The organism is Pseudomonas sp. QC2, assembly GCF_002859085.1.
Lineage (GTDB): Bacteria > Pseudomonadota > Gammaproteobacteria > Pseudomonadales > Pseudomonadaceae > Aquipseudomonas > Aquipseudomonas petroselini.
Genome location: NZ_PKKS01000019.1, coordinates 171,472 through 186,396, shown reverse-complemented (window position 1 = coordinate 186,396; position 14,925 = coordinate 171,472). Strand labels below are relative to the sequence as shown.

Below are 14,925 nucleotides of genomic sequence, written 5' to 3'. Positions count from 1 at the left end.
AGGCGTCAGCACTCGATAATGTTGACCGCCAAACCGCCACGGGCGGTTTCCTTGTATTTGCTTTTCATGTCGGCGCCGGTCTGGCGCATGGTGCGGATGACCTTGTCCAGCGAGACGAAGTGTTGCCCGTCGCCACGCAGCGCCATGCGCACCGCATTGATCGCCTTGACCGAGCCCATCGCATTGCGCTCGATGCAGGGCACCTGCACCAGCCCGCCAATCGGGTCGCAGGTGAGGCCGAGGTTGTGCTCCATGCCGATTTCGGCGGCGTTTTCCACCTGGGAAACGCTGCCGCCCAAGACTTCGCACAGCGCGCCGGCGGCCATGGAACAGGCCACGCCGACTTCACCCTGGCAGCCGACTTCGGCCCCCGAGATCGAAGCGTTTTCCTTGTACAGAATGCCGATGGCGGCGGCGGTGAGCAGGAAGCGCACCACGCCGTCTTCGTTCGCGCCGGGGATAAAGCGCATGTAGTAATGCAGCACCGCCGGCACAATCCCGGCCGCACCGTTGGTGGGCGCCGTGACCACGCGCCCGCCGTTGGCGTTTTCTTCGTTGACCGCCAGCGCGTACAGATTGACCCAATCCAGCACCGACAGTGGGTCGCGCAGCGCCGATTCCGGGTGCTTGCACAACTGACGATGCAACGCCGCGGCGCGACGCTTGACCTTCAGGCCGCCAGGCAGAATCCCTTCATTGCGACAGCCGGCGTCCACGCAGTCCTGCATCACTTGCCAGATCTTCAGCAGGCCGGCGCGGGTTTCCGCTTCCGGGCGCCAGGCGCTTTCATTGGTCAGCATCACCTGGCTGATGGACAGCCCGTAAGTGGTGCAATGGCCCAGCAAGTCCTTGGCGTGCTTGAAGGGGAAGGTCAATGGCGTGGCGTCTTCGACAATCCGGTCGGCGCCGGCGGCGTCTTCATCCACCACAAAACCGCCGCCCACCGAGTAGTACTCGCGGCTGCGGATCTGGATATTGGCGGCGTCGAAGGCGCGGAAAATCATGCCGTTGGGATGATAGGCGAGGGGTTTGCGAATCATCGCCAAGTGTTCTTTCTCGTTGAACACGATGCTGTGTTCGCCGAGCAGATTCAGGCGGCCGTCCTTGCGCATCTGCGCCAGGCGCGTTGCCACGGTTTCGGTATTCACGGTGTCCGGGTGTTCGCCTTCTAGCCCAAGCAGTACGGCCTTGTCGCTGCCGTGGCCTTTGCCGGTGGCGCCGAGCGAGCCGTAGAGTTCCACCTTGATGGCGGTGGTGGTGCTCAGCAGGTTGTCACGCTTGAGGCCCTCGACAAATCGGGCGGCGGCGCGCATCGGGCCCACGGTGTGGGAACTGGAGGGGCCGATGCCAATCTTGAACAGGTCGAACACGCTTAAAGACATGAGTTGTTCTCCGGTTTCTTATTATTTTCTGGAGGTCGCCTTGGTCAAGTGTGGGAGGGGGCTTGCCCCCGATGAAAGTGTGCCAGTCAGCTCATCTGTCTCTGACCCACCGCTATCGGGGGCAAGCCCCCTCCCACATTTGTACCCAGTACATCCTTAAGTTATGCGTAGCTCTCGATCGACGGGCACGCACACACCAAATTGCGATCGCCAAACACGTTGTCGACCCGGCCAACCGGCGGCCAATACTTGCCTTCGATCAGCGAAGCAACCGGGTACACCGCTTGCTCGCGGCTGTACGGATGGCTCCATTCACCCACCAGTTCCGCCGCGGTGTGCGGCGCGTTTTTCAGTGGGTTGTCGTCCTTGTCCAGGGTGCCGTTTTCCACCGCGCGGATTTCTTCGCGGATGGCGATCATGGCGTCGCAGAAGCGGTCCAGTTCTTCCTTGGATTCGCTTTCGGTCGGCTCGATCATCAACGTGCCGGCAACCGGGAACGACATGGTCGGCGCGTGGAAGCCGAAGTCGATCAGGCGCTTGGCCACGTCATCTACGCTGATGCCGCTGCTGTCTTTGAGTGGGCGCAGGTCGAGGATGCATTCATGCGCCACCAGGCCGTTGCTGCCGGTGTACAGCACGGGGTAGTGCTCTTCCAGGCGACGGGAAATGTAGTTGGCATTCAGGATCGCCAGCTGCGAAGCGCGCTTGAGCCCCGCGCCGCCCATCATGCTGATGTACATCCAGGTGATCGGCAGGATGCTCGCGCTGCCGAACGGCGCTGCGCATACCGCGCCTTCCTTGCGTTCCATGGCGGCGTGGCCCGGCAGGAACGGCGTGAGGTGCGACTTGACGCCGATCGGGCCAACGCCCGGGCCGCCACCGCCGTGAGGAATGCAGAAGGTCTTGTGCAGGTTCAGGTGGGACACGTCGCCGCCGAACTTGCCCGGTGCGCAGAGGCCGACCATGGCGTTCATGTTGGCGCCGTCGATGTACACCTGGCCACCGTTGTCGTGAATGATGCCGCAGATTTCGCGGATACCTTCTTCGAACACGCCGTGGGTGGACGGGTAGGTGATCATCAGCGCGGCGAGGTGATCGCGGTGCTCGATGGCCTTGGCGCGCAGGTCTTCGATATCGACGTTGCCACGCGCATCGCAAGCGGTCACCACGACACGCATGCCCGCCATGTTGGCGGTGGCCGGGTTGGTGCCGTGGGCCGACGACGGGATCAGGCAGATGTCGCGACGTTCTTCGCCACGGCTCTGGTGATAGGCACGAATGGCCAAGAGGCCTGCATACTCGCCCTGGGAACCGGCGTTCGGTTGCAACGAGATCGCGTCGTAACCGGTGGCCGCGCAGAGCATGGCTTCCAGGTCCGAGGTCAGTTGCAGGTAGCCGGCGCTTTGTTCGGCTGGAGCGAACGGGTGCAGGGCACCGAACTCGGCCCAGGTCACCGGGATCATTTCGCTGGCGGCGTTGAGCTTCATGGTGCACGAGCCCAGCGGAATCATGGTGCGGTCCAACGCCAGGTCTTTGTCGGCCAGCTTGCGCAGGTAGCGCATCAGCTCGGTTTCGGAGTGATAGCGGTTGAACACCGGGTGGCTGAGGATCGGCGACTGGCGCAGCAGCGCTGCCGGCAGGGTGCTGTCCACGTTGGCCGCGAAGTCAGGCAAGGCCTTGCCGTCGGCGAAGATCGCCCACAGGGTTTCAATGTCGGCCTGTGTGGTGGTTTCGTCCACCGACACACCCAGACGCTCAGCGTCCACGACACGCAGGTTGATGCGCTGGGCGCGGGCCTTGTCGTGCAGGGTGGCGGTGTTGGTACCGGTGTTGAGGGTGAGGGTGTCGAAGAAGTGTTCCTGCTCGACCTTCTGGCCCAGTGCGGTCAAGCCCTTGGCCAGGATCGCGGTCAGCTGGTGAATGCGCTGGGCGATCTGCGTCAGGCCTTTGGGGCCGTGGTACACGGCGTACATGCTGGCGATGTTGGCCAACAGCACTTGGGCGGTGCAGATGTTGCTGGTGGCTTTCTCGCGACGGATATGCTGCTCGCGGGTCTGCATGGCCAGGCGCAGGGCCGGCTTGCCGAAACGGTCCACGGAGACGCCGACCAGACGGCCCGGCATGTCGCGCTTGAACGCATCCTTGGTGGAGAAGTACGCCGCGTGCGGGCCACCAAAGCCCAGCGGCACGCCGAAGCGTTGCGCGCTGCCGATGGCCACGTCGGCACCGAACTCACCCGGCGGGGTCAGCAGGGTCAGGGCCAGCAGGTCGGCGGCCACCGCGACCAAGGCGTTGGAAGCGTGGAAACGCTCAGTCAGCGCGCGGTAGTCGAACACGTCACCGTTACTGGCCGGGCATTGCAGCAGGGCGCCGAAGAAGGCGCTGACGTCGGTCAGTTCACGCTCATCGCCCACCACCACATCAATACCCAGTGGCTCGGCACGGGTGCGCAGCACGTCGAGGGTTTGCGGGTGGCTGTGGACCGAGGCGAAGAAGGCATTGCTGCCCTTGTTCTTGCTCAGGCGCTTGCAGAAGGTCATGGCTTCGGCGGCAGCGGTGGCTTCGTCAAGCAGCGAGGCGTTGGCGATCGGCAGGCCGGTGAGGTCGCTGATCAGGGTCTGGAAGTTCAGCAACGCTTCCAGGCGGCCTTGGGAAATTTCTGGCTGGTACGGGGTGTAGGCGGTGTACCAGGCCGGGTTTTCCAGCAGGTTGCGCAGGATCGGCGACGGCGTGTGGCAGTTGTAGTAGCCCTGGCCGATGTAGGTCTTGAACAGTTGGTTCTGGCCGGCGATAGCCTTGATCTTGGCCAGGGCCTCGGCTTCGCTCAGGCCGTCTTCCAGGCCGAGCACGCTGGTGCCCTTGATGCTTTCCGGGATCACGCTGGCGCTCAGGGCTTCCAGGGAGTCAAAGCCCAGGCTGGCGAGCATGTGTTGCTCGTCTTCCTGGCGCGGGCCGATGTGGCGGGCGATGAATTCGTTGGCGGTAGTCAGATTAACGGTCATGGCGCGCTCCTCAAGCTTCAGCGTTGGCTTTGATCAGGCGGTCGTACGCATCCTGATCCAACAGCTTAGCCACTGCACTGGCATCAGCGGGTTTAAAGCGGAAGAACCAACCTTCGCCCATCGGGTCTTCGTTGACCAGCTCCGGGCTGCCATCGAGTTTGTCGTTCACTTCGAGCACTTCACCGTCCAGCGGCATGTACACACCGCTGGCGGCCTTGACCGACTCCACGGTGGACGCTTCAGCGCCCTTGTCGTAGGCCTGCAACTCCGGCAGTTGCACGAAAACCACATCACCCAGCGCGTTCTGCGCGAACGCGGTGATACCCACGGTGACGCTGCCGTCAGCTTCGGCGCGCAGCCATTCGTGATCTTCAGTGAAACGCAACTCGCTCATGGAAACTCCTCGGGGCCAGATTCGTCTGGTGGACGGGATTGGAATAATGGGGAGTTGCTTAGCAATATCGCGGCCAAGGTTGTTAAGTCTTTATAAATCAGTAGGTTATAGAAAATGGTGATGACGATATGACGGTTGGCTGTAGCGATTTCGCTACACGCGTGCGCGTGAAAAAAAGCCTATGTGGATCAAAGCCTTGCATGGCGCGCAAAAAACAGGGTTGTAGCGATATCGTTACGCTGTAGCGCTTTCAGTACAGCCGATGTCGTTCTCAGACCAAAACCTGGCAGGCGGTCGATGTTTGGAATGCTGCCAATGTGGGAGGGGGCTTGCCCCCGATGGCGATGGGTCAGTTAGAGATGCTTTGATTGACACACTGCTATCGGGGGCAAGTCGAATCGTCGCACCGCCCCTCCCACATTTGACCTCTATCGACCCAGCCAGTCAGGGCTTGTTGGAGGGAATGCCGTACTTGCGCAGGCGATGAGCAATCGCCGTGTGGGAGGTCTGCAGCCGGCTGGCCAGTTGGCGGGTCGAGGGGTAGCTGGCGTAGAGCTTTTCCAGCAGGCTGCGTTCGAAATCTTCCATGGCCTGTTCCAGGCTGTCGACTTCGCCGTCGCCCTGGCGCGCCACCGAGGTGCCGGCGATGTCGAGGTCGCCGATGTCGACCAGGCTGCTTTCGCAGATGGCGGCGGCGCGGAAGATCACGTTCTGCAGTTGCCGAACGTTGCCCGGCCAGCGGTTGCCGAGCAGCGCCGGGTAAGTACCGGGCGCCAGGCGGCACACCGGGCGCTGGATCTGTGCGCAGGCCTGCTGCATGAAGTAGCGGGCGAGCAGCAGGATGTCCTGGCCGCGTTCGCGCAAGGGCGGCACTTCAACGTTAAGCACATTGAGGCGGTAGAACAGGTCTTCGCGGAAGGTGCCCTCGCTGACCATTTTTTCCAGGTCACGGTGGGTGGCGCTGAGAATGCGCACATTGACCTTCACTTCACGGTCGCCGCCGACACGACGGAAGCTGCCGTCATTGAGAAAACGCAGCAGCTTGGCCTGTAAGTACGGCGACATCTCGCCGATCTCATCGAGGAACACCGTGCCTTGGTTGGCCAACTCCATCAGCCCTGGCTTGCCACCGCGTTGCGCGCCGGTAAAGGCGCCCGGTGCATAACCGAACAGCTCGCTCTCGGCGAGGTTCTCCGGCAGCGCCGCGCAGTTCAAGGCCAGGAACGGCGCGCTGTGGCGTGCACTGATGGCGTGGCAGGCACGCGCGACCAATTCCTTGCCGGTGCCGGTTTCGCCCTGGATCAACAGCGGTGCATCCAACGCTGCCACTCGCTGCGCGCGCGCCTTGAGGGTGCGGATGACCGGCGACTCGCCGAGCAGCGCATCAAAGCCTTCGGCATGGTCGTGGTGCAACGCCGAGAGTTGTTCGCCAATGCGATTGGGTTGATAGAGCGTCAGCAGCGCGCCGGCGTCGGTAATCGGCGTGGCGTCCAGCAACAGCGTCTGGCCGTTGACGCTGATCTCTCGCAGCGGCAAGCGAAAGCCTTGCTCCAGCAAGGTCTCAAGCAGGGCCGGGTCATTGAACAGCTCGCTGATGCTTTCCCCGGCCGGTTCGCGACCGTACAGGGCGATCAACGCCGGGTTGGCCAGCAGGATCTTGCCCGCGCTGTCCAGCGCCAGCACCGGGTCGGTCATGGCGGCCAGCAGGGCGTCGAGTTGCAGGTGGCGGCGTTGGCCGGGGAGGATGTCCACCACCGTGACCGCCTGCACGCCGTGCACGCTGAACAGCGCGTCACGCAGTTCTTCGAGGACGTCGGCGCTCAGGGTCGGCGCGTCGATATAGACGTTGGGCGGCACCATCTCCACCGCATCCAGGTTGAGATTGCGCCCACCGAGCAAGGCCAGGACTTCCTGGGTAATGCCGACGCGGTCGATGAAACTGACGTGGATACGCATGGGGCTGCTGACAATTCTGGGACGCGAGAGGCAGCAAGTATGCCTTGCAGAGGGTGGAGATCAAAATGTGGGAGGGCTTGCCCCCGATGGCGGTGTGTCAGTCAGCCAATTTGTAACTGATGCACCGCTATCGGGGGCAAGTCGAATCGTCGCACCGCCCCTCCCACATTTGAAGCTAGGTTGTGCCAGTTATTCCAAGTGTTCGGGTTTGATGGGGTCACCCGATTTCACATCCAACTGATGCCGCACATCTTCGAACATCTGGTCGTACTGCTTGTGCATCGAGCCATTGAGTACCGCAATCTTCGGCATCCCATACTTCTGCGCGATGTTCATCGCATGCCGGGCAAAGTCGAATGCCTGGTCCTTGGGCAAGAAGAACTCTTCCTTGAGGTCCTTGCCCTGCACCGAGCCGTGCAGCTTGAACAGCATGCCCTTGCCTTCCTTTGGGTCCTGGCTGACTTCGTAATCGATACACAGGTTGTAGCTGTAGTCATCCTTGTTCAGCGCGTGACGTTCAACGTGCAGGTGACCCGGTTCAAAGGTGGCCATAGGCGTATCTCCTCTACTTCACAGATAGGTGATGCCAGGTGTTGCCGTGCTGATGCGCGTGCCGGCACTGCCCTGGACGATGGCTTCGATGTCCGAGAGTGAACCGATGACGGCGGTTTTGCCAGTCTGGCGGGCGAACTCACAGGCGGCTTGGACCTTGGGGCCCATGGAACCGGCGGCGAAGCCGAGTTTTTCCAGGTCGTCGGGGTGGGCCTGGCCGATGGCTTTCTGGGTCGGCTTACCGTAGTCGATAAACGCGGCGTTGACGTCGGTGGCGATCACCAGCAGATCGGCGTCCAGTTGCGCCGCCAGCAAGGAGGAGCACAGGTCCTTGTCGATCACCGCTTCGATGCCTTTGAGCTTACCGTCGTCGCCATACATCGTCGGGATGCCACCACCGCCGGCGCAGATCACAATGGCGTTTTTTTCCAGCAGCCACTTGATCGGGCGAATTTCAAAGATGCGTTTGGGCCGTGGGCTGGCGACCACGCGGCGGTACTTGTCGCCATCCGGTGCAATCGCCCAGCCTTTTTCGGCGGCGAGTTTTTCCGCTTCGGCTTTGGAGTACACCGGGCCGATGGGTTTGGTCGGGTTCTGGAAGGCCGGGTCCTTGGCGTCGACTTCGACCTGGGTGAGCAGGGTGGCGAAGGGCACTTCGAAGTCCAGCAGGTTGCCCAGTTCCTGTTCGATGATGTAGCCGATCATGCCTTCGGTCTCGGCGCCGAGCACGTCCAGCGGGTAAGGCGACACCTGGGTGTAGGCCGCCGCCTGCAACGACAGCAGGCCGACTTGCGGGCCATTGCCGTGGGCGATCACCAGCTCGTTGCCGGCATGGATCTTGGCGATCTGTTCGGTGGCGATGCGGATATTGGCGCGTTGGTTGTCCGCCGTCATGGGTTCACCACGGCGGAGCAGGGCGTTGCCGCCCAGGGCTACGACGATGCGCATAAAGAGTGTCCTTCTGAAATTCATCGTTGTGAACACGGCCAGTGTGGGAGGGGGCTTGCCCCCGAAAGCGGTGGATCTGTTGATCAATGTGCTGACTGACACACCACCATCGGGGGCAAGCCCCCTCCCACACTGACTGTGTTCCAGCAGTAAGATTTAGATATCTGCGAGTGCCGACACCAGAATCGCCTTGATGGTATGCATGCGGTTTTCCGCCTGCTCAAACGCGATATTGGCCGGCGATTCGAACACGTCCTCGGTCACTTCCACGCCATTGGCCAGGTTCGGATAACGCGCGGCGATGTCCTTGCCCACCTTGGTTTCGCTGTTGTGGAAGGCCGGCAGGCAGTGCATGAACTTCACCCGAGGGTTGCCCGAAGCTTTCATCATCTTGGCGTTGACCTGGTACGGCAGCAGCTGCTCGATGCGCTCGTCCCACGCTTCCACCGGCTCACCCATGGACACCCAGATATCGGTGTGGATGAAGTCCACGCCCTTGACCGCTTCCTTCGGGTCTTCGGTGATGGTGATACGCGCGCCGCTTTCCTCGGCAAACGCCTGGCATTGCTTGATGAAATCCTCGTGCGGCCACAGGGCTTTCGGCGCGCCGATGCGCACGTCCATGCCCAGCTTGGCGCCGATCATCAGCAGCGAGTTGCCCATGTTGTAGCGCGCATCGCCCAGGTAGGCGTAGCTGATGTCATGCAGCGGTTTGTCGCTGTGCTCGCGCATGGTCAGGGTGTCGGCGATCATTTGGGTCGGGTGGAATTCGGCGGTGAGGCCATTGAACACCGGCACCCCGGCGAACTTGGCCAGCTCTTCGACGATTTCCTGTTCGAAGCCACGGTATTCGATGGCGTCGAACATCCGGCCCAGTACGCGGGCGGTGTCTTTCATGCTTTCTTTGTGGCCGATCTGCGACGACACCGGGTCGATGTAGGTGACGTGGGCGCCCTGGTCATGGGCCGCCACTTCGAAGGCGCAGCGGGTGCGGGTCGAGGTTTTTTCGAAGATCAGCGCGATGTTTTTGCCCTGCAGGTGCGGACGCTCGGTGCCGGTGTATTTGGCGCGCTTGAGGTCGCGGGACAGGTCCAGCAGGTAGTTCAGCTCGCGGGTGGTGTGGTGCATCAGCGAGAGCAGGCTGCGGTTGCGCATGTTGAAAGCCATGATGGATCTCCTTCTGTTTAGGTTATCCCCTTGGCCGGCGCCTTATGAGCGACGGCCAAGGCCTGGAAATTAATAGTCGATAGGGTCGCGGATGATCGGGCAGGTCATGCAGTGACCGCCGCCGCGGCCACGGCCGAGTTCACCGGCGCTGATGGTGATCACTTCCACGCCCGCCTTGCGCAGCAGGGTGTTGGTGTAGGTGTTGCGGTCGTAGCCGATCACCACGCCAGGCTCCACGGCCACCACGTTGTTGCCGTCGTCCCATTGCTCGCGTTCGGCGGCAAAGCTGTTGCCGCCGGTCTCGACCACGCGCAGCGCCTTGAGGTTGAGGGCTGCGGCGACGGTGTCGAGGAAGTTGGTTTTCTCCCGTTGGATGTCGATGCCGTGTGGCTTGCTGTCATCTGGGCGCAGGGTGAAGGGCACGATCTGGTTGACCACTTCAGGGAAGACGGTGACCAGGTCGCGGTCGCAGAAGCTGAACACGGTGTCCAGGTGCATCGCCGCGCGGGATTTCGGCAGGCCGGCCACGATCACGCGTTCCACGGCTTTGTTCTTGAACAGGTTGCGCGCCAGTTGGCCGATGGCCTGGTGGGACGAGCGCTCGCCCATGCCGATCAACACCACGCCATTGCCAATTGGCATGACGTCGCCGCCTTCCAGCGTGGCGGCACCGTGTTCCTGGTCGGGATCGCCGTACCAGATCTGGAAGTCCGCGTGGGTGAACTCCGGGTGGAATTTGTAGATGGCGCTGGCCAGCAGGGTTTCCTGGCGTCGCGCCGGCCAGTACATCGGGTTGAGCGTCACACCGCCGTAGATCCAGCAGGTGGTGTCGCGGGTGAACTGGGTATTGGGCAGCGGTGGCAGAATGAAACTGGCGTGGCCGAGGAAGTCGCGGAACATCTCGATGGTCTTGCCACCGAAGCTGCTTGGCAGGTCATCGGCCGACACGCCACCGATCAGGAACTCGGCGATCTTGCGCGGCTCCAGGCTGCGCAGCCACGAACTGACTTCCTCGACCAGGCCCAGGCCTACGGTGTTGGAGGTGATCTTGCGTTCCAGGATCCAGTCCAGGGCTTCGGGGATGGCGACGATGTCGGTGAGCAGGTTGTGCATTTCCAGCACATCAATGTCCCGCTCGCGCATCTTGGTGACGAAGTCGAAGTGGTCGCGCTTAGCCTGGGCCACCCACAGCACGTCATCGAACAGCAGTTCATCGCAGTTATTGGGGGTTAGCCGCTGGTGGGCCAAACCTGGGGAGCACACCATGACTTTGCGCAGTTTGCCGGCTTCGGAATGTACGCCGTACTTCACTTTTTCCGTGGTCATTACAGATCCTCCAGTGAGACACAATTACAAGGTCAGGAAGCCGTCGTAGAGGCCATAAGCAGCCACCAGGGCGCCTGCGACCACTGCAGCGAAAATCAGCTTCTCGACGTTGGTGAAAATCGGTTTGCCCAGTTCACGCTTGGCCTTGGCGAACAGGATCGCGCCGGGGGCGTAGAGCAGGGCCGAGAGCAGCAGGTATTTGGTGCCGCCGGCATAGAGCAGCCAGACCGCGTAGATCAGCGCGACGGCGCCGATGAACAGGTCCTTCTTGCGCTCTGCCAGGGCGGTTTCGTAGGTTTCGCCGCGCACCGCCAGCAGCAGGGCGTAGGCCGCCGACCACAGGTAAGGCACCAGGATCATTGAGGTGGCGAGGTAGATCAGCGACAGGTAAGTGCTGGCGGAAAACAGCGTGATCACCAGGAAAATCTGGACCATCGCGTTGGTCAGCCACAGCGCGTTGACCGGTACGTGGTTGGCGTTTTCCTTGCGCAGGAACTCCGGCATGGTGTGGTCCTTGGCGGCGGCGAACATGATCTCCGCACACAGCAGCACCCACGACAGCAGCGCCCCCAGCAGCGAGATGATCAAGCCGACGCTGATCAGCACCGCGCCCCAGTGGCCCACCACATGCTCCAGCACGGCGGCCATCGACGGGTTCTGCAGCTTGGCCAGTTCCGGTTGGGTCATGATGCCCAGGGACAACACGTTCACCAGCATCAGGAACAGCAGCACGGTGATAAAACCGATGACGGTAGCCTTGCCGACGTCAGAACGTTTTTCCGCACGGGACGAGAAGATGCTCGCGCCTTCGATGCCGATAAACACCCACACGGTGACCAGCATCATGTTGCGCACCTGGTTCATCACGCTGCCCAGGTCCGGGTTTTTCACGCCCCAGATGTCAGCGGTGAAGATATCCAGCTTGAACGCGAACACGGCGATCAGCACGAACAGCACCAGTGGCACCACTTTGGCGACGGTAGTCACCAGGTTGATGAACGCGGCTTCCTTGATGCCGCGCAGCACCAGGAAATGCACGGCCCACAGCAGCACCGAAGCACCGATCACCGCCGCCGGCGTATTGCCTTCGTCAAAGATCGGGAAGAAATAGCCGAGGGTGCTGAACAGCAACACGAAGTAGCCAACGTTGCCCAGCCACGCGCTGATCCAGTAGCCCCAGGCTGATGAAAAGCCCATGTAGTCGCCGAAACCCGCCTTGGCATAGGCGTACACCCCGCCGTCGAGGTCGGGCTTGCGGTTGGCGAGGGTCTGGAACACAAAGGCGAGGGTCAACATGCCGATGGCGGTAATCACCCAACCAATCAATACCGCACCAACATCGGCACTGGCGGCCATATTTTGCGGGAGTGAAAAGATCCCGCCGCCAATCATTGAGCCGACGACAAGTGCAACCAGTGCGCCCAATCGAAGTTTTCCGGGAGATTCAGACATCGCATAACTCCAATGCAGGAGAAGAGAGACCACAGAATAAATCCGTGCGCTAATCAAACAGCTGACTCAGATCACTTCATTGGCACATTCCATTGTGAATTAATGACTTAGGGTGGAAAGTCCTGGGCAATAGTTTTTCGCGCAAAGGCGCTTTCCAGAGCGATCTCTGCGTGTTGATTAATCATTTAGTGCTGCGTATGGAGGATTTAAACTAGACCTTTTTCAGGAATGTGCAAACTTTTCGGGAATGCGACAGTAAGTAGCTTGGATGCGACGAATGATCGTCCGTATTTAAATTATAAATAAGCTTAAAATATATAAACTGTCATACCGCAGGGTTATGAGCAGGGTACTTTTATCGCGGCCCCTAATAACGCTACACGCGCTGGATTAATCAGTTGAGTGCGCGCTTATCAGTCAAAACTTTTATTTAATCAGGAGTGTTCATGTCTCAACCCGCTCAAAAACTTCGACTCAGCGCCCTGATTGCCCTGGTGGTGGGGTCGATGATCGGCGGTGGGATTTTTTCGTTGCCGCAGAATATGGCCGCGCGTGCCGAGGTGGGGGCGGTGTTGATCGGCTGGGCGATCACCGCCGTCGGTATGCTGACCCTCGCGTTCGTGTTCCAGACGCTGGCCAATCGCAAACCCAACCTGGATTCGGGCGTATATGCCTACGCCAAGGCGGGCTTCGGCGACTACATGGGGTTCTCGTCGGCCTGGGGCTATTGGATCAGTGCATGGATGGGCAACGTCGGTTACTTCGTGTTGCTGTTCAGTACCCTGGGTTACTTTTTTCCGCTGTTCGGCCAGGGCAACACGCCGGTGGCCATTGGGTGTGCGTCGTTGCTGCTGTGGGCCGTGCATTTCCTGGTGCTGCGCGGGATCAAGGAGGCGGCGTTCATCAACCAGATCACCACCGTGGCGAAGATTGTACCGTTGCTGATGTTTATCGTGATCGCGGGTGTGGCGTTCAAGGCCGATATTTTCACTCGGGATATCTGGGGCCTGGGCAACCCGAACATCGGCAACGTGGTGGACCAGGTGCGCAACATGATGCTGGTCACCGTATTTGTGTTTATTGGTATCGAAGGCGCCAGCGTGTATTCGGCGCGCGCGGAGAAACGCTCGGACGTGGGCCGCGCCACGGTGATCGGTTTTCTTGGGGTGCTGGCCTTGCTGGTGCTGGTGAATGTGCTGTCCCTGGGGATCATGAGCCAGCCGGAACTTGCGCAATTGCAGAACCCGTCCCTGGCCGGCGTGCTCGAACATATTGTCGGCCCCTGGGGCGCGATGGCGATCAGCATTGGCTTGGCGGTTTCCCTGCTCGGCGCCTTGCTGTCCTGGGCGTTGCTTTGCGCCGAAATCCTCTATGCCACGGCCCATGACAAGACCATGCCGGCCTTCCTGAAAAAGGAAAACGCCAACCAGGTGCCGGTCAACGCGTTGTGGCTGACCAATGTGATGATCCAGGTTTTCCTGGTGATCACGCTGTTTTCCCACAGCACCTACACCACCCTGATTTACCTCGCCTCGTCGATGATCCTGGTGCCGTACCTGTGGTCGGCGGCCTATGCCGTCTTATTGAGCGGGCGCGGCGAAACCTACGAAGGCGCCCACGGCCAGCGCATGAAGGACTTGCTGGTTGGCCTGGTTGCCCTCGGCTACGCGGTGTGGCTGCTCTACGCCGGCGGTTTGAAGTACCTGCTCCTGTCGGCGTTGCTGTATGCACCGGGCGTGATCCTGTTTGCCCTGGCCAAGCGTGAGCAAGGCCAGCCCTTGTTTACTCACCTGGAAAAAGGCATTTTCAGCTGCGTGGTCACTGGCGCGGGGCTGGCGGCGTATGGGTTGTACAGCGGGGTGTTGTCGTTGTGAGATTGGCGTATCAGCCGCCGTATGACTGGGCGGCGATGTTGGGCTTTCTGTCGGCACGGGCGATCGCTGGGATGGAGACCGTGGAGGCGGGCGTGTATCGGCGCAGCATCAGCGTCGAGGGACGGCATGGCTGGATCAGTGTGGCGCCGGGGACTGGCGATGGGTTGGATGTTGGCGTCGATTTTCCAGAGGGGGCGGCGTTGCCCGAGATCGAGCGCCGCCTGCGCAAGATGTTTGATCTGGACGCCCAACCCCAGCAGATCAATGCGCAACTGGCGACCGACCCATTGATGGCCCGGTTGGTTGCGGCCCGTCCGGGCTTGCGCGTACCGGGCACCTGGGACGGGCTGGAGCTGGCGATTCGTGCAGTGCTGGGCCAGCAGATCACCGTGGTGGCGGCCATTCGCTTGGCGGGCAAGTTGGTGACGCAGTACGGCCAACCGCTGGAAACGCCTTACGCCGGTATCACCCATGTGTTCCCCACGGCTGAAGTCTTGGCCGTGGCGGACCTGGCCACCCTTGGCATGCCCAAGGCGCGTGGGCGCACGTTGTCAGGTGTCGCCCAGGCATTGCTGGATGATCCTGAGGTGTTCGAACCCAAGGCCAGCCTCAAGGAGGGCGTCACCAGGCTGGTCGCGTTGCCGGGGATTGGCGATTGGACGGCGCAGTACATCGCCATGCGCCAGATGCGCGAAGCGGATGCGTTTGCGTCGGGGGATATCGGGCTGATCAATGCGCTGGCGGCGCTGGAGGGCGGGCCGGTGTCTGCCCGGCAGTTGTTGGCGCGGGCTGAGGCGTGGCGGCCGCTGAGGGCGTATGCGGCGCAACATTTGTGGACGTCGTTGCAGCGGTCAGATTGATACTGTCTGTAC

At 61.3% G+C, this 14,925-nt stretch carries 11 protein-coding genes; 2 read left to right on the top strand and 9 right to left on the bottom strand.

What is annotated here, in order from left to right:
* Positions 1 to 5: 5 nt before the first annotated feature.
* The 9 genes from QCBJ_RS18815 to arcD (QCBJ_RS18775) form a co-directional block, all read right to left on the bottom strand.
* Complete coding sequence (locus tag QCBJ_RS18815; protein ID WP_102061321.1) at positions 6 to 1,382, bottom strand: L-serine ammonia-lyase; 1,377 nt, start codon at positions 1,380 to 1,382, stop codon at positions 6 to 8.
* A gap of 161 nt (positions 1,383 to 1,543) precedes the next feature.
* Entirely contained in the window at positions 1,544 to 4,384 is a 2,841-nt protein-coding gene (gene gcvP / locus QCBJ_RS18810; RefSeq protein WP_102061320.1) for an aminomethyl-transferring glycine dehydrogenase, read from the bottom strand.
* Between the two features lie 10 nt (positions 4,385 to 4,394).
* A complete protein-coding gene (gene gcvH, locus QCBJ_RS18805) occupies positions 4,395 to 4,778 on the bottom strand; it encodes a glycine cleavage system protein GcvH (protein WP_015885597.1) in 384 nt (127 codons plus the stop codon).
* A gap of 444 nt (positions 4,779 to 5,222) precedes the next feature.
* Positions 5,223 to 6,734: a sigma-54-dependent transcriptional regulator gene (locus QCBJ_RS18800; protein ID WP_093543194.1), complete on the bottom strand. Its 1,512-nt coding sequence runs from the start codon at positions 6,732 to 6,734 to the stop codon at positions 5,223 to 5,225.
* A gap of 189 nt (positions 6,735 to 6,923) precedes the next feature.
* A complete protein-coding gene (locus QCBJ_RS18795; RefSeq protein ID WP_015885595.1) occupies positions 6,924 to 7,286 on the bottom strand; it encodes a DUF5064 family protein in 363 nt (120 codons plus the stop codon).
* A gap of 18 nt (positions 7,287 to 7,304) precedes the next feature.
* Positions 7,305 to 8,234, bottom strand: coding sequence for a carbamate kinase (gene arcC / locus QCBJ_RS18790; protein ID WP_046035287.1), 930 nt, complete (start codon positions 8,232 to 8,234; stop codon positions 7,305 to 7,307).
* A 156-nt stretch (positions 8,235 to 8,390) separates the two neighbouring features.
* Entirely contained in the window at positions 8,391 to 9,401 is a 1,011-nt protein-coding gene (locus QCBJ_RS18785) for an ornithine carbamoyltransferase (RefSeq protein ID WP_064453904.1), read from the bottom strand.
* A 69-nt stretch (positions 9,402 to 9,470) separates the two neighbouring features.
* Positions 9,471 to 10,727 carry an arginine deiminase gene (gene arcA / locus QCBJ_RS18780; RefSeq protein WP_093543191.1) on the bottom strand — a complete coding sequence of 419 codons (1,257 nt, stop codon included), beginning with the start codon at positions 10,725 to 10,727 and terminating at the stop codon, positions 9,471 to 9,473.
* 24 nt (positions 10,728 to 10,751) lie between these two features.
* Positions 10,752 to 12,179 carry an arginine-ornithine antiporter gene (arcD, locus tag QCBJ_RS18775; RefSeq protein ID WP_102061319.1) on the bottom strand — a complete coding sequence of 476 codons (1,428 nt, stop codon included), beginning with the start codon at positions 12,177 to 12,179 and terminating at the stop codon, positions 10,752 to 10,754.
* A gap of 446 nt (positions 12,180 to 12,625) precedes the next feature.
* Between arcD (QCBJ_RS18775) and arcD (QCBJ_RS18770) the strand changes: the two genes are divergently transcribed.
* On the top strand, positions 12,626 to 14,053 hold the full coding sequence (gene arcD / locus QCBJ_RS18770) for an arginine-ornithine antiporter (RefSeq protein ID WP_102061318.1): 1,428 nt from the start codon (positions 12,626 to 12,628) through the stop codon (positions 14,051 to 14,053).
* Positions 14,050 to 14,913, top strand: coding sequence for a DNA-3-methyladenine glycosylase (locus QCBJ_RS18765; protein ID WP_102061317.1), 864 nt, complete (start codon positions 14,050 to 14,052; stop codon positions 14,911 to 14,913). Before arcD (QCBJ_RS18770) ends, QCBJ_RS18765 begins: the two co-directional genes overlap by 4 nt.
* The last annotated feature ends 12 nt before the right edge of the window (positions 14,914 to 14,925 follow it).

Coding starts and splice junctions, on each gene's coding strand:
- QCBJ_RS18815 (WP_102061321.1), bottom strand. CDS start 1,382: ATGTCTTTAAGCGTGTTCGACCTGTTCAAGATTGGCATCGGCCCCTCC.
- gcvP (WP_102061320.1), bottom strand. CDS start 4,384: ATGACCGTTAATCTGACTACCGCCAACGAATTCATCGCCCGCCACATC.
- gcvH (WP_015885597.1), bottom strand. CDS start 4,778: ATGAGCGAGTTGCGTTTCACTGAAGATCACGAATGGCTGCGCGCCGAA.
- QCBJ_RS18800 (WP_093543194.1), bottom strand. CDS start 6,734: ATGCGTATCCACGTCAGTTTCATCGACCGCGTCGGCATTACCCAGGAA.
- QCBJ_RS18795 (WP_015885595.1), bottom strand. CDS start 7,286: ATGGCCACCTTTGAACCGGGTCACCTGCACGTTGAACGTCACGCGCTG.
- arcC (WP_046035287.1), bottom strand. CDS start 8,234: ATGCGCATCGTCGTAGCCCTGGGCGGCAACGCCCTGCTCCGCCGTGGT.
- QCBJ_RS18785 (WP_064453904.1), bottom strand. CDS start 9,401: ATGGCTTTCAACATGCGCAACCGCAGCCTGCTCTCGCTGATGCACCAC.
- arcA (WP_093543191.1), bottom strand. CDS start 10,727: ATGACCACGGAAAAAGTGAAGTACGGCGTACATTCCGAAGCCGGCAAA.
- arcD (WP_102061319.1), bottom strand. CDS start 12,179: ATGTCTGAATCTCCCGGAAAACTTCGATTGGGCGCACTGGTTGCACTT.
- arcD (WP_102061318.1), top strand. CDS start 12,626: ATGTCTCAACCCGCTCAAAAACTTCGACTCAGCGCCCTGATTGCCCTG.